This is a genomic window from Halomonas sp. MMSF_3323, from assembly GCF_030733595.1.
Classification (GTDB): Bacteria; Pseudomonadota; Gammaproteobacteria; order Pseudomonadales; family Halomonadaceae; genus Halomonas; species Halomonas litopenaei.
The window spans coordinates 1-19,789 of the sequence record NZ_JASHIT010000009.1 but is presented as its reverse complement, the minus strand read 5'-3'; the positions used below and the strand labels follow the sequence as shown (position 1 = coordinate 19,789).

17 protein-coding genes are annotated in these 19,789 nt (G+C 64.3%); 7 read left to right on the top strand and 10 right to left on the bottom strand.

Annotation, left to right across the window (positions count from 1 at the left end):
• Positions 1–155: 155 nt before the first annotated feature.
• From RBB39_RS06045 to RBB39_RS06035, 3 genes are all read right to left on the bottom strand, one after another.
• Entirely contained in the window at positions 156–818 is a 663-nt protein-coding gene (locus tag RBB39_RS06045; RefSeq protein ID WP_045991894.1) for an MOSC domain-containing protein, read from the bottom strand.
• Positions 819–957: 139 nt separating this feature from the next.
• Positions 958–1,404, bottom strand: coding sequence for a VOC family protein (locus RBB39_RS06040; protein WP_204248925.1), 447 nt, complete (start codon positions 1,402–1,404; stop codon positions 958–960).
• A 71-nt stretch (positions 1,405–1,475) separates the two neighbouring features.
• A complete protein-coding gene (locus tag RBB39_RS06035) occupies positions 1,476–2,198 on the bottom strand; it encodes a GntR family transcriptional regulator (protein WP_052704278.1) in 723 nt (240 codons plus the stop codon).
• Positions 2,199–2,652: 454 nt separating this feature from the next.
• Here RBB39_RS06035 and RBB39_RS06030 point away from each other — a divergent pair, with 454 nt between their 5' ends.
• The 6 genes from RBB39_RS06030 to RBB39_RS06005 all read left to right on the top strand — a co-directional run bounded on the left by RBB39_RS06030 (position 2,653) and on the right by RBB39_RS06005 (position 11,257).
• On the top strand, positions 2,653–3,945 hold the full coding sequence (locus RBB39_RS06030; protein ID WP_045991892.1) for an FAD-binding oxidoreductase: 1,293 nt from the start codon (positions 2,653–2,655) through the stop codon (positions 3,943–3,945).
• A 172-nt stretch (positions 3,946–4,117) separates the two neighbouring features.
• The gene (locus RBB39_RS06025) at positions 4,118–5,494 is read left to right on the top strand and encodes a Na+/H+ antiporter NhaC family protein (protein ID WP_045991891.1); all 1,377 of its coding nucleotides are present in this window, start codon (positions 4,118–4,120) and stop codon (positions 5,492–5,494) included.
• Positions 5,494–6,993, top strand: a complete 1,500-nt coding sequence (locus RBB39_RS06020; RefSeq protein ID WP_306168925.1) for an FAD-binding oxidoreductase — start codon at positions 5,494–5,496, stop codon at positions 6,991–6,993. The genes RBB39_RS06025 and RBB39_RS06020 overlap by 1 nt, the downstream gene beginning before the upstream one ends.
• A gap of 69 nt (positions 6,994–7,062) precedes the next feature.
• A complete protein-coding gene (locus tag RBB39_RS06015) occupies positions 7,063–8,094 on the top strand; it encodes a histone deacetylase family protein (protein ID WP_306168924.1) in 1,032 nt (343 codons plus the stop codon).
• Between the two features lie 287 nt (positions 8,095–8,381).
• On the top strand, positions 8,382–9,746 hold the full coding sequence (locus RBB39_RS06010) for an APC family permease (protein ID WP_045991889.1): 1,365 nt from the start codon (positions 8,382–8,384) through the stop codon (positions 9,744–9,746).
• Between the two features lie 248 nt (positions 9,747–9,994).
• Positions 9,995–11,257: a 3-carboxymuconate cyclase gene (locus tag RBB39_RS06005; RefSeq protein WP_124802500.1), complete on the top strand. Its 1,263-nt coding sequence runs from the start codon at positions 9,995–9,997 to the stop codon at positions 11,255–11,257.
• 87 nt (positions 11,258–11,344) lie between these two features.
• On the opposite strand, the gene RBB39_RS06000 is transcribed toward RBB39_RS06005, so the two are convergent.
• The 7 genes from RBB39_RS06000 to RBB39_RS05970 form a co-directional block, all read right to left on the bottom strand.
• Positions 11,345–11,962 carry a hypothetical protein gene (locus tag RBB39_RS06000; protein WP_045991887.1) on the bottom strand — a complete coding sequence of 206 codons (618 nt, stop codon included), beginning with the start codon at positions 11,960–11,962 and terminating at the stop codon, positions 11,345–11,347.
• Between the two features lie 233 nt (positions 11,963–12,195).
• Positions 12,196–14,547: a glucose/quinate/shikimate family membrane-bound PQQ-dependent dehydrogenase gene (locus tag RBB39_RS05995; RefSeq protein WP_045991886.1), complete on the bottom strand. Its 2,352-nt coding sequence runs from the start codon at positions 14,545–14,547 to the stop codon at positions 12,196–12,198.
• A 181-nt stretch (positions 14,548–14,728) separates the two neighbouring features.
• A complete protein-coding gene (locus RBB39_RS05990; RefSeq protein WP_204248924.1) occupies positions 14,729–15,082 on the bottom strand; it encodes a metalloregulator ArsR/SmtB family transcription factor in 354 nt (117 codons plus the stop codon).
• Positions 15,083–15,321: 239 nt separating this feature from the next.
• On the bottom strand, positions 15,322–16,569 hold the full coding sequence (arsJ, locus tag RBB39_RS05985) for an organoarsenical effux MFS transporter ArsJ (RefSeq protein WP_213230378.1): 1,248 nt from the start codon (positions 16,567–16,569) through the stop codon (positions 15,322–15,324).
• Between the two features lie 7 nt (positions 16,570–16,576).
• Positions 16,577–17,593 (bottom strand): ArsJ-associated glyceraldehyde-3-phosphate dehydrogenase, encoded by a 1,017-nt coding sequence (locus RBB39_RS05980; RefSeq protein WP_253028663.1) that lies wholly within the window; start codon positions 17,591–17,593, stop codon positions 16,577–16,579.
• A gap of 72 nt (positions 17,594–17,665) precedes the next feature.
• Entirely contained in the window at positions 17,666–18,121 is a 456-nt protein-coding gene (locus RBB39_RS05975; protein ID WP_308812402.1) for an arsenate reductase ArsC, read from the bottom strand.
• Positions 18,122–18,225: 104 nt separating this feature from the next.
• Complete coding sequence (locus tag RBB39_RS05970) at positions 18,226–18,783, bottom strand: YgjV family protein (RefSeq protein WP_239452632.1); 558 nt, start codon at positions 18,781–18,783, stop codon at positions 18,226–18,228.
• A 140-nt stretch (positions 18,784–18,923) separates the two neighbouring features.
• Between RBB39_RS05970 and RBB39_RS05965 the strand changes: the two genes are divergently transcribed.
• Complete coding sequence (locus tag RBB39_RS05965) at positions 18,924–19,718, top strand: arylamine N-acetyltransferase (RefSeq protein WP_045995109.1); 795 nt, start codon at positions 18,924–18,926, stop codon at positions 19,716–19,718.
• Positions 19,719–19,789 lie beyond the last annotated feature (71 nt).

The window sequence follows — 19,789 nt, the reverse complement described above, 5'->3', positions numbered from 1 at the left end:
CGGTTGATCACGACAAGGCCCTGCGACAAGCCCCTGCAACAAGGCCCTGCTGCGACACAGCAGGGCCTTGTCGTTTCAGCCCAGGAGACTGGGGCAGAGGGGACAGCGGCACACGAGAGACAGGTGCAGAGAAGACAGGCTCGATCGGTTCGGCGTCAGGCGCGCCCGCGCCAATAGTCCATGCGCCGGACCAGCTGGTCCTTCCAGTGTTGCGCCAGGGCTTCGACGCCGTGCAATTCGGCCATGGTATCCAGGGGCGCCCTGCGGTCTTCCAGCACCCGCCAGCAGGCCTCCACGCTCCACCTTTCATCACCGCGCTCGACCACCTCGATGACAGGCCCCGGAGCAATCCATCCTTCCTCCAGCACGCGGTAGAGCCAGCCCATCCGGGCCTCCTGCATAAAGGCCCGCGCCAGTCCCGGCTGGCCGGTACGGGCATCGACCTTGGCACAGGGTTGCCTGGGCTGGGTCACCTGCACCAGCGCTTCGCCGATGCGATAGACGTCACCGATACGCACCTCACGCTCATCGGCCCCTTGGCTCGCAATATTCTCACCCAGCACGCCGGCCTCCAGCGCCACACCGGCGTCGGGATAGCGCTCGCTCCAGCGGGGATAGTGATCGGCGCAGTAGTGACACAGGGCGCGGTCCACCCCGCCGTGGTCGACCTGATTGGCCTGGCTGTCGTTGGAAAGCCCCAGTCGGGATAGCCATTGAGGCTCAGCGGCAGCGACCTTGTAGATACCACTCTTCTCACCGAAGCCCGGCAGCATCTGGGGCTCGCTGATATAGGGCCCCCTGACATTTGAAAATTCCATCCTTGCCCCCATCGTCCTTCTCTTGTCGCTATTCGCCGCCCATGCTTGAGCGCTTGTCGTGCTCCTTGCCCCTGCTTGCGAACGCCGCCTGGGAATCCTCCGGCTCCGCTGGACGCCCTGCATCAAGACGCACCGATATTCAGCCGCCACGTGCGCCTTCATACATGACCATCCAGGCGACGCCGAAGCGATCCTTCACCAGGGCAAAGCGCTCGGCCCAGAAGGTTTCCGACAGGGGCAACATGATCTCTCCACCTTCAGCAAGCCCGGAACAAAGCCGTTCGGCTTCTTCGCGTGAGTCCACTGAAAGCGCCAGAGAAAAGCCCTGAGGCGCCTCCCCAGAGGCGTCCGACCCCATCAGCACATGACCCGCCACCTCGATCTGCATATGCATGATGTGCTCTGGTGACGGTGTGCCCGCTTCCCCGCATCCAGCATCAGGTGCATCGGCGGGCATGTCCCTGTAGCGATGAAGCTCGCTCACTCGGCCGTTCATCAGCTCGGCATAGAACGCCAGGGCCTCTTCACACTGGCCGTCGAAAAACAGGTAAGGGTAGATTTGCATGAGCTTTTCCTGATGACTCAACGACGTTCTTTCGATGCTCGGGTCGGCGGTCCGAAGGACTGGCGCCGGACGTCATCAAGATAGCCCAGAAATCACTTCGACGAGGCGTAGTAGTCGTCCAGCAGCCGCATTCCCTGCTCGATGTCGGCGGTCACCGCGCGACAGAAGGCGTCCCTGTCCCCCCGGCGCAGCGCCTGGGTAATCTCACGATGGTGATCGTCGGCGATGGCGGAGCCGCCCCAACGCGTGCAGATAAAGCCCATGCTGGGACCGTATTGCTGCCATAGCTGCTCGACCAGCGGCAGCAATACCGTCGAGCCGCTCAGCCGGTAGATCAGAAAGTGAAAGGCGTGATTGCCACGCATATAGCTCTTGAGATCAGCAGCTTCGATGGCTCGATTGATGCCATCGTCCAGCGCCTCCAGGGCGTCGATGTGCTGGTGCTCGATCGCGATAAAGGCTTGCCGGGCCAGCTCGGTTTCCAGCCGCCTGCGGGCGAACAGCACCTCGGTGAAGCGCTCCCGGCTCAAGTGCGGCACGATGATCTTGCGGCTGTCGACAAACTGCAGAGCCCCCTCGCTCACCAGCCAGCGCAGCGCCTCCCGAGCAGGCATGGCGCTGGTGTCATAGCAGGCGGCGATGCCGCGGATCGAAAGCACCTCGCCCGGACTGAAGGCCCCTTCGCACAGACGACGCCTCAGGTCCTGGTGAATTCGGGTCGAGGCGGTATCCGGCAGGTAGGGCGGAGGCGATGGTTCCGTGCCGATCGGCGCGACCATGGCGTCATCGCTATTGTCAGTATGAACGTCGGTCATTGCGCTTCCTTGTCACTCCTCTGTCCATTCCTCTCAGCCATTCCGCTCTCTATTCCCTTCTCCATTCCGCTCTCCATTCCTTTCTGCCATTCCGCTCTCTATTCCCTTCTCCATTCCCCTCGCCATTCCTTTCTCCACTTCACTCCTCACGCCAACCCACTATAACTTTTCTATCACTCCCCTTTTGCTTCTTTTGCCGGCCGCCCGTCGACCGCTCGTCTGTCGCCATCGGCGAAAAATCCGACAGGCCGCTGGCCTGCCACCATCACGGCGATATCTACCTGCGTCTGGCGTCAAGACTAGCCCATCGCGATGACGATAGCCCACGCCGAGACGCCGCAGCCTGGGCCGCCCAGGGTCGAATTCGCATCTTGTGCGCATCTGCAAGCCCTGCTAGTGTGATCACAACATGTGATCACACTAATAACAAGCTGCCATCGTTTCGGGAGTCGTCATGAGCGAACCGCGCTGCGCGTCCTACTACGCCGCGACCATCCACGAAGAAGCCGAATATCCCAGGCTCGAGGGCGAGCATCGGGTCGACGTTGCGGTGATCGGAGGCGGCTTCACCGGCGTCAACACCGCGCTGGAACTCGCCGAGCGTGGCTACCGGGTAGCGCTGGTCGAGGCCAACCGGATCGGCTGGGGGGCCAGCGGTCGCAATGGCGGTCAGGTCACCGGCAGCCTGTCGGGGCAGGATGCCATGCTCAAGCAGCTCTCCGGCCCGCTAGGGCGAGAGGCAGCCGAGAACTTCGTCTGGGATCTTCGCTGGCGAGGCCACCGCATTCTGCGTCAGCGTGTCGACAAGTACGCCATCGCCTGTGACCTGAAGTTCGGCCACCTGCACGCCGCCTACCGACCGAGCCACATGGCCGAGCTTAAGCGCGACGTCGAGGCGGCCCAGGGCCACGAGATCGCCCGGCACCTGAGTTTGCTGGACGCCGATCAGACACGCGAACTGGTGGGCACCGAGCTCTACCATGGCGCGGTGCGCAACGACTACAACATGCACCTGCACCCGCTGAACCTCTGTCTTGGCGAGGCCCGCGCCCTTGAGGACCTGGGCGGCTTGCTGTTCGAGGACACCCGGGTCACCGAGATTCGCCACGGCACTACCCCCTGTGTCGTCACCGAGCGTGGCCAGATCCACGCCGACAGCGTGGTGCTGGCCGGCAACGCCTATCACCGGCTGGAGCGCAAGGCGCTCAAGGGCAAGCTGTTCCCCGCCTCTCTCGGCATCGTCACCACCGCCCCGCTGAGCCGGGAGCAGCAGGCCGCGATCAATCCCCAGGACCTGGCGGTCTACGACACCCGCTTCGTGCTCGACTACTACCGCCTGACCGCCGACGGTCGCCTGCTGTTCGGTGGCGGCGCCAACTATTCCGGCCAGGACTCAGCGGATATCGGCGCCGAACTGCGCCCCCGGCTCGAACACACCTTCCCGCAGCTCAAGGGCATCGCGCTCGACTACCAGTGGCAGGGCAAGGCGGGCATCGTGATCAACCGCATCCCTCAGCTCGGCAAGCTGTCACCCAACGTCTTCTACGCCCAGGGCTACTCGGGCCACGGCATCGCCACCTCGCATATCGTTGGCAACATCATGGCCAGGGCGGTCAGCGGTCAGCTGGAGGAGTTCGACCTGTTCGCCGACATGCGCCACTGGCGCATCCCGGTCAGCGAGCGCCTCGGCAACGGCCTGTTGGCCGCGGGCATGTGGTACTACCAGTTGCGCGAAAAACTGCGCTGAGCGTCCGCCGCCGACTCGCCGTCGGCAGCTCGATATCGACCGGACCTTTCACCATCAACGACGCCAACATCAACGACAACCAATAGCTGTCACGCCACGCTCCTGATCGACGCGACCCACGGCCATCGCCAGGTCGCTTCACCAACAACAATGATCGTCCAGGAGGACATCCATGGAAGCGTTTTTCCCCGCAGGCGGCTGGCTGGTGCTGCTGCCCACCGCCGTTGTACTGCTGCTGGCACTGTGGAGCCGTCGCGCGCTCGAGCCGCTGGTGGCCGGCGCCTTCGTCGGCACCCTGTTGATCGAGCCGACCAGCGCCCTCTCGACCCTGTCGGAGAGCCTGCTCAACGTCCTGACCGACGAGGACGTGGCCTGGGTGATCGCGGTATGCGGGCTGATGGGCTCGATCATCGCGCTGCTGCTGAAGTCCGGCGCCTCGCGTTCCTTCGCCGAAAGCCTGTTGCGCTACATCACCAGCAAGCCCCGGGCGCTGCTCGGCTGCTGGTTCATGGGCATCGTGCTGTTCGTCGACGACTACCTCAACTCCCTGGCGGTCGGCACCTCGATGCGTCAGGTGACGGACCGCTTCAAGACGTCACGAGAGATGCTGGCCTACGTCATCGACTCCACCGCCGCACCGATCAGCGTACTGATCCCGATCTCGACCTGGGCGGTGTTCTTCGGCGCGCTGATCGAAAAGAACGGCCTGGCCGCCGACGGCCAGGGAGTCTGGACCTATATCCAGGCCATCCCCTTCATGTTCTATCCGTGGATCGCGGTGGCCATGGTGCCGCTGGTCGCCTACGGCAAGATTCCGCTGTTCGGTCCGATGAAGCGCGCCGAGCAGCGCGCCCAGCTCGAGGGTCGCTGCGTGCCGCCCGGCGCCGAGCACATCGATGAAGAGATCGCCCACCTGGCGGCCAAGGACCAGACACGCAGCAGCGTCTGGATGTTCCTGCTGCCGATGATGTCGCTGGCCTTCTTCACCTGGTACTTCGATCTCGATTTCCTGATGGGCATCTTCGTGACCCTGGCCGGCATGATCGTGGCCTTCATCGGCCTGAAGAAGCTGACCCCCGGCGAGACCTTCGACAACATTCTGGAGGGCTTCAAGTCGATGCTGGATGCCCTGGCGGTGCTGGTGGCGGCCTTCATGTTCAATGACGTCAACACCACCCTAGGACTCAACGAGTACATCATCACCACGGTCGAACCGCTGATCAACGCCCAGATCCTGCCCTTCATCATCTTTGCGCTGATGGGCTTCGTCTCCTTCGCCACCGGTTCCAACTGGGGCGTGTTCGTGATCATCCTGCCCATCGTCACCACCCTGGGCCACAATCTGGGCGCCGACATGACGCTGGTGATCGGTGCCACCCTCTCGGCCAGCACCTTCGGCAGCCACGCCTGCTTCTATTCGGACGCCACGGTGCTGACGGCCCAGGCCAGCGGCTGCACGCCCTTCCAGCACGCCTTTACCCAACTGCCCTACGCGGCCCTGGCCGGCTTGCTGGCCGCCGCCCTCTATCTGGTACTGGGATTCATGTGATGACGAAAGCGGAGTCCAACGACGCCATCTTCTGGTCACACCGAGACAACGGGCGAGTCCCACTCGCCCCCCTCTCCATTGCTGAACAGGCCATCGATGAACGGACCACCGATGAACAGGCCATCGGTGAACAGACCGGGGATAAACAGGCTATCGATGAACAGACCGGGGATGAACAGGCAGACGTGGTCATTGTCGGCGGTGGCTTCACCGGCCTGTGGACCGCCTATCACCTCAAGCGCCTGGCCCCGGAGAAGGACATCCGGGTCCTCGAGGCCAGGCGTTTCGGCCACGGCGCCTCCGGGCGAAACGGGGGCTGGGTGGTGGGCAACCTGGCGGGCCTCGAGCGGCACCTGAAGGGCCTGACCCTGGCCCGGCGCCAGGCGCTGTGCGAGCTTTTGTCCGCCAATGTCGACGAGATCGGCACGACCCTCTCGCAGGAAACCATCGACGCCGACTTCCACAAGGGTGGGGCGCTCTACGCGGCGGCGCGCTACCCGGCCCAGGAGGCGCTCCAGCGGGACTACCTCGCACACCTACTGGAACTCGGCCATCGCCAGCATGACTGCCGCTGGCTGTCCGCCGACGAACTCAGCGACCAGGCCCGCTTCCGCCGCCCCTTCGGTGGCATCTTTCATCGTCAGGTCGCCACGCTGCACCCCGGCAAGCTGATCGATGGGCTGGTCGAGCGACTCGCGGCCATGCGGGTCAGGCTTTACGAACAAAGCCCGGCGACGAGCATCGATGACGGCAAAGTGACCACGCCCCAGGGCAGCATCCGCGCGCCGATGATCGTGATGGCCACCGAAGGCTACAACACCCTGCCCCAGCTACGTCCCCACCTGGTCCCGGTCTCCAGCCTGGTGATCGCCACCGAGCCCTTGAGTCAGAGCCAGTGGGATGCCATCGGCCTGGCACAGCGGCCGACCTTCGCCGACGCCAGCCGGTTGATCAACTACGGCCATCGCAGCCGCGATGGTCGCCTGATCTTCGGCGCCAGGGGTCGCTACCGCTTCAACGCCCGTCCGCGTCACCAGGCCTCCATCACCCAGGGCGACATCCAGATGCGCAAGGCGCTGCTCCAGGATCTGTTTCCCGACCTCGGCGAGGTCGATATCAGCCACGGCTGGGGCGGCACCCTTGGCCTCTCGCGCAGCTTTCGCCCCCACGCCCTCGTCGATCGGCGAGCCGGCATCGCCACCGCCGGCGGCTATGCCGGCGAAGGCGTCGCCGCCAGCCACCTGATGGCGCGCACCCTGGCAGAGATGCTCTGTGGACAGGACACACCGCTGACACGGGCCCCTTGGGCCTTCGATGGCTGTGCACTGGACCAGGTGGTTCGTCGCTGGGAGCCCGAACCCCTGCGCTGGCTGGGCGCCCAGACCATCACCCTGAGCTACGCCACCGAGGAGGCCCTGGCGTCGCGTGAGCGCCACCTGCCGCTGATCGGCCCGGCGCTGAGCCGACTCAACGACCGTTTTGCCGCCGTGATCGAGTAGACAGCGACAGCCGCGATGCAGGCCGCACACTCGTCACCTTGCCCCGGAACTGCCAAAGGAGACACCGCCATGTTGATCGTTCATAGCGACGCCACCCGCGACCGTCGCACTCTCACCGAGCTGTTTGCCGGCCAACTGGTCGCGCCCTTCGAGTGTCCCGAGCGGGTGGACTACATCATCGAACGCGCCAGGACCGAGTCCATCGGCGAGATCCGCGGCCCCGACGAGCATGGACTGGAGCCGGTGCTGGCCATCCATGACGCGGACTACATCGACTTTCTGCGGGTTGCCTGGCGCGACTGGCAGGCGGCCGGTTACCAAGGCGAAGCGATTCCCAATATCTGGCCGACACGACGGATGCCCGGCGGCCCCATACCCCGCCATATCGAGGGCCGCCTTGGCTACTACGCCCTGGCCGGAGAAACCTCGCTGAACGCAGACACCTTCGAGGCGGCCCTGCTCAGCAAGGACATCGCCCTGACCGCCCTGGACCAGGTGCTCGACAGCGGCGCGCCGGCCTTCGCCCTGTGCCGACCGCCCGGCCATCACGCCGCACGGGACCAGTACGGCGGTTACTGCTTCATCAACAATGTGGCGGTATCCGCCCAGCGGGCACTGGACCGGGGCCACCGGCGTGTCGCCATCCTCGACATCGACTTCCACCACGGCAACGGCACCCAGGACATCTTCTACGAGCGCAGCGACGTGCTCACTCTCTCGCTGCACGGCGACCCCATGGACGAGTTTCCCTACTTTCTCGGCTTCGCCAACGAGACCGGACGAGGTGACGGCGAGGGCTACAACGTCAACTACCCCCTGCCCAGCGGCACCGACTACGCCCGTTGGGCGCAGGCGCTGGATGACGCCATCGCGCGCGTCAGGGACTTCGCCCCGGACATGCTGATCATCGCCCTCGGGGTCGACACCTTCGAGAACGATCCGATCAGCTCCTTCACCCTGCAAAGCGACGACTATCTGGACATCGGCGCCCGCCTCAAGCGCATCGGACTGCCCACACTATTCGTGATGGAAGGCGGCTACGCGGTGGAAGAGATCGGGGTCAATGCGATCAACGTGCTCAAGGGCTTCGACAACGCCTGAGCCCCGGCACACGGCACAAGGAACAAGGCACAAGGCACGACCGATTCGACGAAAACGCTCGACGCCCCGTACGACATCAGTAGGTCGCTTGTCCCGGACGGGCGTCGGCGCCACGCGAGCACCGCCGGTTTTCCATACTGGTTTGCCACGGGGACCGTGCACGGTTCGGCGAAACGTCTCCCCCGACGCAGCCGCCAGACCGCATCGACGACGGCAACCTGGAACGGGCGGTAGACCACGCCCTGAGCAGCGCTCAGAACAACAACAGCAACAACAGGAACCGACCCATGACACAACAACGACGTTCCAGCCTCCCCGAGGCCCCCGACGGCCAGGACAGCGGCCTCAAGCGCATCCTTGGCCTGCCTGCCCTGGTGTTCTTCGGCCTCGCCTACATGGTGCCCCTGACCGTATTCACCACCTACGGCGTGGTCACCGAAACCACCGGCGGCCATGTGCCCATGGCCTACGTGATCACCCTGGCGGCGATGTTCTTCACCGCCTACAGCTACGGCAAGATGGTCGAGCACTACCCTACCGCCGGCTCCGCCTACACCTACACACGCCGCGCCTTCGGTGGCCGTGTGGGCTTCATGGTGGGCTGGGCGCTGCTGCTCGACTACATCTTCCTGCCGATGATCAACTACCTGGTGATCGGGATCTACATGAAGGAGGTCTTCCCCGCCATCGATCAGGGCGTCTGGGTGGTAGGAGCCATCGTCGCCGTGACCGCACTGAACATCCTGGGCATCAAGCTGGTGGCCAAGATGAATCTGATCATCATCGGCTTTCAGTTCGTCTTTCTGGCCACTTTCATCGCCATCTCGCTGAAGGTCATCGCCGGTGGCGAAGCCCCCTCGCTGCTGGCGCCCTTCCACAGCGAAGGGCTCCAGTGGACCACCATCGTCGGTGGTGCCGCCATCCTGTGCCTGTCGTTTCTTGGCTTTGACGCCGTCTCTACCCTGTGCGAGGAAACTCGCGAGCCCAAGCGTGACATCCCCCGCGCCATCATGCTGTGCACCCTGATCGGCGGCGGCCTGTTCATTCTGGCCTCCTGGGTCGGGCATCTGGTGTTTCCCGACTATCACAACTTCGGCAGCGCCGACTCGGCCGCGGTGGACGTGATGCGCCGCGCCGGCGGGGGCTTTTTGGTCGCCTTCTTCACCGCTGCATATGTAGCAGGCTGCTTCGCCTCGGCCATGGCCGCCCAGGCCAGCGTCTCCCGGATCCTGTTCGCCATGGGCCGCGACCAGGTCCTGCCCAAGGTCTTCGGCAAGCTCAGCCAGCGCTACGGCACCCCGCTGGGGTCGACGTTGATCGTCGGCGCCATCTCGCTGATGGCGCTGGTCATCAGCCTGGAGCTGGCCGCCACCATGATCAGCTTCGGTGCTCTGGTCGCCTTCTCCTTCGTCAACCTTTCTGTGATCAAGCACTACCTGGTGGATGAGCACCTGATGCAACCCAAGAACCTGCTGCGCTACGGCGTCATGCCAAGCGTCGGCTTCCTGTTGACTATCTGGCTGTGGTCGAGTCTGTCGCTCAACACCTTCCAGGTGGGACTCACCTGGGTCGCCGTCGGCTTTGCCTACCTGCTCTATCTGACCCGCCTGTTCAAGGTCGAAGTACCGGACCTGGAGCTCAAGGAAAACTGAGCGCTGACCGCGGCGCCTCCGATCAGAGCGTCGCGGTTTACAGCCCCTGCCCACAGCGCCGACATCCCGGGATGTCGGCGCTCTTCTTTGGCGCACCACAAACCTTGCAAGATCGCGCATCGAGGCATCGCATCGACCTTTTTTCCGGCCGTGTTGTGGCAAGGCACAGCCATGAAGAGCACCGCTGCAGGACTGCCCTAAGGTAAGAGACAGCTATCGAGAGTCCCTTCCCATGGAGAGCCCCGCCCATGACGCTACGCCTGCCCACCCTGATGCTGCTGACACTTGCCCCGCTGTCCACCTGCCTGGCGGCAGAAACGATCTACGTGGTCACCAACAAGACCGAAGGCAACTCGGTCGCCGCCTTCCATGCCGACGATGACGGCACGCTTTCCCTAGCCTCCGAGTATCCCACCGGGGGCCTTGGTACCGGTGATCTGGAGATTCCGGCTCTGGAGAAGAACCCTGACCACCCGCTGGCCAACGGCGATGACCCCCTGATCTCCGCCAACGCCATCGCGGCCTCCGCGGACGGCGGCTGGATGGTGGCGGTCAACCCAGGCGACGGTACCCTCAGCCTGATGAACCGCGCCCCCGACGGCAGCCTTCAGGCCGTCAACAGCGTGACGGCCTCGGACCGTTTCCCGATTTCTGTCGCCATCCACGGCCACCTCGTCGCCTCCGCCAGCGTGGGTGACAGCAATCAGGCTGGCTCCATCGCGCTGTATCGCCACACCCCCGAAGGACTGATCGCGATCCAGGGCAGCCGGCGCGACCTGGGCGCCCGCCCCTCGACCATCGCCTTCTCGCGTTCCGGAGCCTTCGTCATCGTCAACGAGCTGGTGACCGGCAAGATTCACAGCTTTGCGGTCAGTGACGATGGTCTGTCCGCCGATCCGATCGCCAGCGTGGACAGCCCGCGTGCGCCGGCCGAACGCTTCCACGCCATACCGGTGGGCTTCGCCATCGGCCAGGGGGACCAGGGCGAGACCCTGCTGATGTCGGAGGCACGCTTCCTGACGCCGGAGTTCGGCCTGCGTGAGGAGGCCGACAAGGTACCCCAGAGCCCGCTCTACAGCTGGCAGACCAGCTCGGTCTCGAGCTATGTGCTGGATGATCATGGCGGACTCACCCTGAAGACCGCCGACGCCCTGACCGGCGCTGCCATGGAAGGAGGAGAGATCGCCAACTGCTGGGTCGCGCTGAACGCCGACGGCGACACTCTCTACACCGCCAACGCCCTGTCGAGTTCCATCAGCCGCTACAGCGTCAAACCGAACGGCAGCATCGCCCTCGAGGATGCTACCGCCTACAAGGACGACGGCGAATTGCTGTTCTTCTCGGACATGGCGCTGAGCCCCGACGGCGACACCCTCTATCAGCTGGTCGGCAACACCGGCCAGGTGATGGCCTTCGATGTCGCCGAGGATGGTGGTCTATCCCTGCGCACCAGTGCAGGCGGACTGCCGGAGCTCGGCAGCTACGGCCTGGTGGTGCTGGAAGACGGCTAGCCTTGTGGCACTGGAAGACGGCAGATACGGCGACGCCTGGAGCACTGCCCGAATAGTCGACGAGCGCAGGCACTTTTCAGACAAGCCCTAGCGAAAGTGCGGATTCAGCCTGCCAATTTCGTAGAGATCGTGAAGGTAGACGTCCAGCTTGTAGACCAGGTGGGTGGCGACGATCAACAGCGCGATCAACGAAAGCAGGATGGCGGGATCGTTGGCCCAGGCGAACGCCGGTGAGCCCAGTCGATAGCCGATGGTATAGACGCTGAGCCCACCCAGCCCCAGCACCGATAGGCACAGCGCGATGATCACGATGATCAGGGTGCCACGCAGGTCCCGGCTCGGCGGGCGGGTCGTCCAGCTGGCCAGATGGCGGACCATGATGCGCCCATTGGTGACGATCTGGCGACGGCGGCGTAGCAGCATGGCGGCATTGACCGGCTCGTCGTCCCGGGAAAAGGCCGCCAGCGCTACCCTGGGGTCGACGCGGCCATCGAAGCGCTCGTTCACCGCCCGGGCAAAGGCCTCGCGATCACCGGTATTCCTGGCCTGCTCGGCCAGCCGCGACAGCTCCTCAAGCGCCTCGGCGTCCATTCCGGGACGCTTTTCGAAGTCGGCAAAGTGCTGCTCGTAGTAGATGTAGTAGACCTGATAGATCGACAACAGCACGGCCGCGTAGATCATCACGTAGAGGGCGATATCTGACATGCGTTTCTCCCTGTCCCTGGCGGTAGGCCGTCGGGACACACGATCCCGAAGCGGCACAAAGATCCCCATTATCTGAATCTTTTATTATGGCCGGTAGCGGGTGTTTTGCCGCACCCTTGTCGGCCACCTTGTGACATAAGCAAGAGCCCCCGACGGGCATCCGACGGGGGCTCTTGCTGCAATGGCGTTGTTTCAGGGCAGGAGCCGAATGTTCGGCTCCCCTCCCTGCTCGCCTATTGTGACGCCTGATCCGGCAGCTTGTAGGCCATCACGTAGTCACCGATGGTGGTGCCGATCGAGCCATGCCCCCCGGCCACCAGCACGACCATCTGCTCGCCCTGGCTGTTGAGGTAGGTCATCGGCGTGGCCTGGCCGCCGGCTGGCAGCCGCGACTCCCACAGCTGCTCGCCGGTGGTCAGGTCGTAGGCACGGAAGTAGTCGTCCACGGACGCCGCCAGGAAGGCTACTCCTCCGTCGGTGATGATCGGACCGCCGATACCCGGCACCCCCATCTCGAAGGGCAGCGGCAGCGCTGTCATGTCTTCGATGGTACCGTTCTTGTGCTGCCAGGCGACCTCACCGGTACGCAGGTCGGTGCCGGCCACGTAGCCCCAGGGCGGCTGCTGGCAGGGAATGCCCAGCGGCGACAGGAACGGCTTCATCTCCACCGCGTAGTCGGCACCGGCGTTCTCGTTGAGCCCCTGCTCACCCTGGTTGGTCTCGCCGAGTTCGGCGCCGTCCTTGGGCACCAGAGTGCTGGTGAAGGCCAGATACAGCGGCATGCCGAACATCACCTGGCGCTTGGGGTCCACCGCCAGGCTACCCCAGTTGAAGACGCCGAAGTTGCCAGGGAAGACGATGGTGCCCTGCTCGGACGGCGGGGTGTACTGACCCTCGTAGCGCAGCGAGCGGAACTGGATACGGCAGACCATCTGGTCGATCAGGCTGCCTCCCCACATGTCGGCCTCGCGCAGCTTCGGCGGACGGAAGCTCAGGGCAGACCTGGGCTGGGTCGGTGCCGCGTAGTCGCCTTCGATGGTGCCCTGCGGTGCCGGCTCCTCGGTGATCGGGAAGATTGGCTCGCCGGTGGCGCGGTTGAGGACGTAGACGTCCCCCTGCTTGGTCGGCACCACCAGCGCGGGCTGCATGCCCTCGTCGGTCTCCAGGTCGACCAGACTCGGCTGCGCCGGGGTGTCCATGTCCCACAGGTCGTGGTGGACGAACTGCTGGACCCACTCCACCTGGCCGCTGTCCAGACGCAGCGCCACCACCGAGGTGGCGAACTTCTCTTCGGCCTCACTGCGGAAGTGGCCGAGCTGGTCCGGGGTCCGGTTGCCCATCGGGAAGTAGATCAGCCCCAGCTCTTCGTCGGCGCTGGCCACCGCCCAGCTGTTGGGGGAACTGGTGGCGTAGGTCTCGTCCTCGCCGATCGGCGCGGTCTCGTCCGGGTTGCCGGAATCCCAGTTCCAGCGCAGCTCGCCGGTCCTGGCGTCGTAGGCGCGGATCACGCCGGAGGGTGAATCGACGGCGTAGTTGTCATTGACCGCCCCGGCTACCACCACCAGGCCATTGGCCACCACGGGGGGCGAGGTCGAGTAGTAGAAGCCGGACTGGGTGAACGGCATGTTGTGCATCAGGTCCAGTTCGCCGTTGTCGGCGAAGTTGGCGCAGCGGGCACCGGTGGCCGGATCGACGGCCAGCAGGCGCGCATCGGAGGTCGGCATGAACAGCTGGGCGTCGCACTGGATCGGCTCCAGCGCCTCGGCCGGCTGGCTCGCCGCCGCGACGTCGAGGCTATCGCCATCGCCGGATGCCGGCGGCAGGTAGGAGACGCCACGACAGGTCTGGTGCTGGCGTGAGCTTTCCGCCGGCACCTTGGCGTCATACTGCCAAAGCTTCTCGCCGCTATCGGCGTCAAGCGTCACCAGCCAGTTGTGCGGCGTACACAGAAACAGCGCATTGCCCACCTTGAGTGGCGTGGCCTCGTAGGTGGTCTCCCCGACGTCGTCAGGGCCCTTCCTGTCACCGGTCTGATACTGCCAGGCCAGTTCCAGTTCGCCGACGTTATCCTGGGTGATCTGGTCCAGCGGCGAGTAGCGCTGACCCAGGTTGCTGCGACCGTAGGCGTGCCAGCTCGCCTCCGGCGAATCGCCAAGCTCGGGTGACTGGACGATCTCGTCCTCGTTGAGTCGCCCCTCGATGCGATGGGCATCCACCGCCAGACTACCCAGCAGGCCTACACCCAGCACCGCCCAGACCGGCAGCAGCACCGCCGTACCCAGGCGCTTGCCGGCACGCGACGGCCACAGCAGCGGAATGGCTAGCAGCATCAACAGGCCCATGCGGGTGGCCAGCGGCCACCAGTCGTAGCCGGATTCCCAGAGGGCCCAGGCGGCCGTGGCGATAAGCAGCCCGGCGTAAAGCAACTGCGCCGGCACGCGACGGGAGCGCGCCATGGCGCCCACCGCGATCAGCACCAGACCGGCCAGGGCGTAGTACCAGCTTCCACCCAGGGTGACCAGCCATGCGCCGCCCCCCAATAGCGAAAGCCCCACCAACAACAAGATGAGGGAGTAGATGATCATGATCCAAGGTCCTTGCGCTGAATCGTTTAAGTGGCCGGCATGTTAATTGATTAGCATGAGAATTAACATGCCGGTGCACAGCTTCAGTGTAGGCCCTCTTCTTGTAATACAGGCAAGTTGCCTGCGTCTTTTCAGGGCACGGCCAAGGCGACCCGGAGTCACCCTGGAAGGCGACAGCGCCTCAGCAGAGGCTCTCGCAGCGCTGCGGACGATCCCCCATCCTGGCCAGTCCTTCGTGCAATGCCTCGAGCTCGGCCCGTCGCCCACGGGCGCCGGCTTCGAGACAGTCGAGCGCCCAGTCGGGCAGCTCGGCGCTCAGCCGGTAGTGGACCCACTGGCCATCGCGACGATCCTGGAGCAAACCACAGCGACGCAGCTCTGCCAGGTGGCGTGACACCTTGGGTTGCGACACCTCGAGCACCGCGGTCATTTCGCAGACGCAGAGCTCTCCTTCCCGCAGCAGCAACAGCATGATCGACAGGCGCGTCTCTTCCGACAGGCACTTGTAGAGGCGTAACGGGTCCAGCGACATCATCGGCGTTTCCTGTTCATCTTTGCCTGTTCATCTTTTTTCCCTGGGCAGCGGCTTTCTTCGTTCAGCGCCACGGGGTTCCTCCGCGGGCCGACTATCCTAGGCTCTGTCCGAAAAGTCGGCGAGCGAAGGTTAGACAAGGCAAAAATCGGTGAGACAGCGCAGTTTACGGGGTGTAAATGAGCATGTTGATCCGATTTTTAACGCCGTATTACCGAGCGTAGGCACTTTTCAGACAAGCCCTAAGCGGGCCTTGCCTCGTCGTCAGCGGCTGCGGGCTCAGGCTGACCATCGCCGGGCAAGGCCAGTGCCATCAGGGCGCTGGCCAGCACCAGCGCCGCCGACACCCACAGGCAGGCCGACAGCCCCTGGCTTTGATACAGCCAGCCCGACAGCAAGGTGCCGAGCAGGCGCCCCATGGCGTTGGCCATGTAATAGAAGCCCACGTCCATGGAGGCACCCTCGGCGCGGGCGTAGTGCACGATCAGGTAGCTGTGCCAGCTCGAATTGATGGCGAACAGCACCCCGAACAGCAACAGGCCTACCACCAGCCAGCCCACCTGAGCCAGCGGCAGCACCGCCAGCAGGGCTGGCAGCCCCGCCAGGGCCAGCGCCCAGAATACCGTCGTGCGTCGCTGGCTTCCTGCCATCAGCGAGGTCAGCCGGGGCGCCTGGGTCTGGACACCCCCGTAGCCGATCACCCAGATCGCCAGCAGCCCGCCCACCGTCCAGTGGCTCCAGCCATGCTGGTCATAGAGAAACACCGGCAAGGCCACCACGAACCAGACATCCCGGGAGGCAAACAGACACAGGCGCGCGGCCGACAGGACATTGATCGCGCGGGACTTGGAAAATATCTCGGAGAACTTGGGCTTGCGCTTCGCGCGCCCCAGATCGGCCTTGAGGCGAACCAGCGAGAGGACCAGCACCGCCAGCAGCATCACCGCCATGACGATGACCGCACCACGAAAGCCGATCAGCGTCAGCAGCAGGCCGCCGAGGAAGAAACCGGCTCCCTTCAGCGCGTTCTTGGAGCCGGTCAGGATCGCCACCCAGCGATACAGGGTGGAGTTTGCCGAGGCACTCTCGGCGGGCACCAGTACCTTGACCGCGCTCTTGGCACTCATCTTGTTGAGGTCCTTGGCGATGCCCGACAATGCCTGGGCCGCCATGACCCAGGCCACGCTCAGCGCCGAGGACGGCACCATCAGCATGGCCAGCGCCACGATCTGCAGAGCGAGTCCCAGGTTCATGGTGCGATTGAGCCCCAGCCGTGCCCCGAGCCAGCCCCCCACCAGGTTGGTGATCACCCCGAAGGCTTCGTAGAACAGGAACAGCATCGCCACCTCGAGGGGCGAATAGCCCAACTGGTGGAAGTGCAGCACCACCAGCATGCGCAGGGCGCCGTCGGTAACGGTAAAGGCCCAGTAGTTGCCGGTGATCAGCAGGTACTGGCGGATTTCGAAGGGCAGCGCCTTCACCCGCGCCATCAACGATTCAGCCACGACCCACCTTCAGCGCCAGCTCTGCGGTGCGGTTGGCGTAGCCCCACTCGTTGTCGTACCAGGCGTATAGCTTGAGCTGGGTGGCGTTGACCACCATGGTCGACAGCGCATCGATGATCGAGCTGCGCGGGTCGGTGCGGTAATCGATGGACACCAGCGGGCGCTCCTCGTAGCCGAGAATGCCGGCAAGCTCCCCTTCGGCGGCCTCGCGCAGGGCGGCGTTGACCTCATCCACCGTCACCTCGCGTTCAAGTTCGAAGACCATGTCGGTGAGCGAGGCATTGGCCAGCGGCACGCGTATGGCGTGGCCATTGAGCTTGCCCTCGAGCTCGGGAAAGATCGCGGTAATCGCCTTGGCCGACCCGGTCGTGGTCGGGATCAGGCTCATGCCACAGGCCCGCGCCCGACGCAGGTCCTTGTGAGGCGCGTCGAGGATGGTCTGGGTGTTGGTGATGTCATGCACCGTGGTCATGGAGCCATGACGGATACCGAAACGCTGTTGAATCACCTTGACCACCGGGGCCAGACAGTTGGTGGTGCAACTGGCGGCGGTGACGATGCGGTGACGCTCGGGCTCGTAGAGATCGTCGTTGACCCCCATGACCACGTTGAGCACGCCCTCCTCCTTGACCGGCGCGCTGACCACGACGCGCTGCACGCCCTGGTCGAGATAGGCCTGAAGCCTGTCCAGGGTCTTGTGCTTGCCAGAGCATTCGATCACCACGTCGCAGCCGGACCAGTCCGCGTCGGCCGGAACGCTTGCTCCGCTGAAGGCCACCGCGCGACCGTCGAGGTTCAGCTGCTCGCCCTCGCCATTGATCCCGCCCTCAGGCGAAAAGTGGCCGTGCACCGAATCGAACTCCAGCAGGTGGGCGAAGGTGGCGGCGTCACCACCGGGATCGTTGACGCGAACCAGGTCGACCTCCCCGGCGGCGATACGCGGCCACAGACTGCGAACCACCAGGCGGCCGATCCGTCCGAAACCATTGATACCGATACGTAGTGTCATGAAAGTCTCGCTTTAGAAAGTGAGTATCGCGCCTCGGCACCCGCCAGGCTCTGCCGACAGAGGGTTGCGCCATCAATCGTCGGCCAGGTGGCGGGCGCGATCACGATCCTTGATCTGCAGCCACAGCATCAGGCGCACGCGGATTTCCTGAAGCGCCTGGGCGTAGGCGTTGTCACGCTCGATGCCACGGGGATCGCGGATATCCCAATAGAGATGCTCGTCGCGACTGCCCTCCCAGTCGCGACAGGTTTCCTGGGCCTTGTCGCAAAGCACGATGACGGCATCGAAGTGCTGTCCCTCAAAGCTGTCGAGGGACTGACTGGCGAGCCCCTCGGTGCTGATGGACTGCTCCTTGAGCGCGGCCAGCGTCTTCTGATGCGGCTCGTCCGGCTCGGTACCGGCGCTGAAGGCATCGAAGCGATCACCGGCCAGGTGGCGCAGCAGCGCCTCGCCCATCAGCGAGCGAGCGGAATTGGCGTGACACAGAAACAGCACGCGTTGCTTGCGGGACTCTTGTGACATCGTCATCGGGGGCGCCTCAGGATATATGGAATTTCATATATACGAGACAAGGATGTCAATTCCGTGACCGTTTCGCGTCCACCACAAGGAATCGACGGCAGGCGCCAGTATCAGTGGGCGGCGACCGAGGCCTGGCGCCTCAGGCGCACGATGGTGATGATGTTGGTGGCGAAGATCAGCGTCTCGGCCAGAGTGCCACCCAGCGAACCTGCCAGCAGATTGCTGATGATCCAGCAGAAGGCGGCGCCGGCCAGTACCAGACGCATCGCCACCCCTCTGAGCATGAACATGGCAAAGGTGCCAAGCAGCCCTGCCGCCAGGGCAGGAAGATCACGCGCATCGCTCCAGGTCAGCGCCGCTACCAGCAAGGTGGCGAGCAACATGCCAAGCATGATCGCCAGATTGCCGGGAAAGCGTCGCGCCAGAGCGATGCGCAGGATGATCAGGGCCGAGATCGACGCGGCTACCCAGCTCCCCAGCAGGGCAAACTGGGTCGCGAAGGCCAGGTTGGCTCCCAGCAGCAATACCAACAGCTTGTCGTCATGCCGGCTGGCGAAGCCGATCACACAGAGCGTGAGCGCCACCAGGCTGACGGCCTGCCCGGCGAGCCATCGCAGCCCCATCTCCTCCATGCCAAGCCCCCAAGCGATCGAAAAAGGATCGGTCATCCTAGCACGGCTGTTGCGCTGTGCCGGGCAGGCAGGCAAGCGACCGAGCCTGTCCGCATGCGTGGTGACGACGCGCGAAGGCTGGCAAGGCCGCTGCCCTCGCACTAGGCTAAACCGAACTTTGCTACGCGTAACCGCCCATGCCCCTCTCGGACTTTCCCTGCGACCAATACCTTGAGCGTATCGGCCTTGTGCAACCCGTCGAGGTGTCTGCCGAGTGCTTGCGCGCGCTGCATCGCGCCCAGCTCACCTCGCTGCCCTTCGAGAACTTCGATATCTGCCTGGGCTGCGGCGTGGATGTCAGTGCTCAGGGCATTCTGGCCAAGCTCATCGGTCAACGCCGGGGCGGCTACTGCTTCGAGCTCAACGGCCTGTTGCTGATGGCACTTGAGGCCTTCGGATTCGAGGCCAGGGCCCTGTTGGGACGTGTGCATCTGTCGGGAACCCCCACCGGGCGCAGTCATCAGGTATCGCTGGTGACGCTGGACAAACGCCAATGGCTGGTCGACGCCGGCTTCGGCACCAATACGCCCCGGGCCCCGATCCCGCTGACCCCGGACACCCCGCTCCACATCGGAGACCAGACACTACGACTGGTGGAGAACGCTCGCTACGGGATCATGCTGCAATCATTGATGGGAGCCCAGTGGGTCGACCTCTATAGCGTCGATTTCACCACGGTCTGCGAAGGTGATATTCAGATGGCCAATCACTTCACCTCCACCTGGCCAGGCCTGCACTTCACCACCTCGCGCATGGCCGCGCTGGCCACCCCCGAAGGCCAGATCAGCCTTTCCGACTTCACGCTGAAGATCCGACGCGGGGACACGACAAGCGAACAGCTCCTGCCCCCGGGCGCGGCCTATCTGGCGGCGCTTGAAGAGCACTTCGGGATCGTGCTGGAGGCGAGCTACGAGGATCTCGCCCCACTCTAGGGCTTGTCTGAAAAGTGCCTGCGCTCGGTAATACGGCGTTAAAAATCGGATCAAAATGCTCATTTACACCC

Excerpts from the sequence above, each read along its gene's own strand:
- arsJ (WP_213230378.1), bottom strand. The coding sequence starts at position 16,569 with ATGGCGCGGGTGAAGGCGCTGCCCTTCGAAATCCGCCAGTACCTGCTG.
- RBB39_RS05975 (WP_308812402.1), bottom strand. The coding sequence starts at position 18,121 with ATGACGATGTCACAAGAGTCCCGCAAGCAACGCGTGCTGTTTCTGTGT.
- RBB39_RS06030 (WP_045991892.1), top strand. The coding sequence starts at position 2,653 with ATGAGCGAACCGCGCTGCGCGTCCTACTACGCCGCGACCATCCACGAA.
- RBB39_RS05995 (WP_045991886.1), bottom strand. The coding sequence starts at position 14,547 with ATGATCATCTACTCCCTCATCTTGTTGTTGGTGGGGCTTTCGCTATTG.
- RBB39_RS06010 (WP_045991889.1), top strand. The coding sequence starts at position 8,382 with ATGACACAACAACGACGTTCCAGCCTCCCCGAGGCCCCCGACGGCCAG.
- RBB39_RS06000 (WP_045991887.1), bottom strand. The coding sequence starts at position 11,962 with ATGTCAGATATCGCCCTCTACGTGATGATCTACGCGGCCGTGCTGTTG.
- RBB39_RS05970 (WP_239452632.1), bottom strand. The coding sequence starts at position 18,783 with ATGACCGATCCTTTTTCGATCGCTTGGGGGCTTGGCATGGAGGAGATG.
- RBB39_RS06015 (WP_306168924.1), top strand. The coding sequence starts at position 7,063 with ATGTTGATCGTTCATAGCGACGCCACCCGCGACCGTCGCACTCTCACC.
- RBB39_RS05980 (WP_253028663.1), bottom strand. The coding sequence starts at position 17,593 with ATGACACTACGTATCGGTATCAATGGTTTCGGACGGATCGGCCGCCTG.
- RBB39_RS06020 (WP_306168925.1), top strand. The coding sequence starts at position 5,494 with ATGACGAAAGCGGAGTCCAACGACGCCATCTTCTGGTCACACCGAGAC.
- RBB39_RS05990 (WP_204248924.1), bottom strand. The coding sequence starts at position 15,082 with ATGATGTCGCTGGACCCGTTACGCCTCTACAAGTGCCTGTCGGAAGAG.
- RBB39_RS06045 (WP_045991894.1), bottom strand. The coding sequence starts at position 818 with ATGGAATTTTCAAATGTCAGGGGGCCCTATATCAGCGAGCCCCAGATG.
- RBB39_RS06005 (WP_124802500.1), top strand. The coding sequence starts at position 9,995 with ATGACGCTACGCCTGCCCACCCTGATGCTGCTGACACTTGCCCCGCTG.
- RBB39_RS06035 (WP_052704278.1), bottom strand. The coding sequence starts at position 2,198 with ATGACCGACGTTCATACTGACAATAGCGATGACGCCATGGTCGCGCCG.
- RBB39_RS05965 (WP_045995109.1), top strand. The coding sequence starts at position 18,924 with ATGCCCCTCTCGGACTTTCCCTGCGACCAATACCTTGAGCGTATCGGC.
- RBB39_RS06025 (WP_045991891.1), top strand. The coding sequence starts at position 4,118 with ATGGAAGCGTTTTTCCCCGCAGGCGGCTGGCTGGTGCTGCTGCCCACC.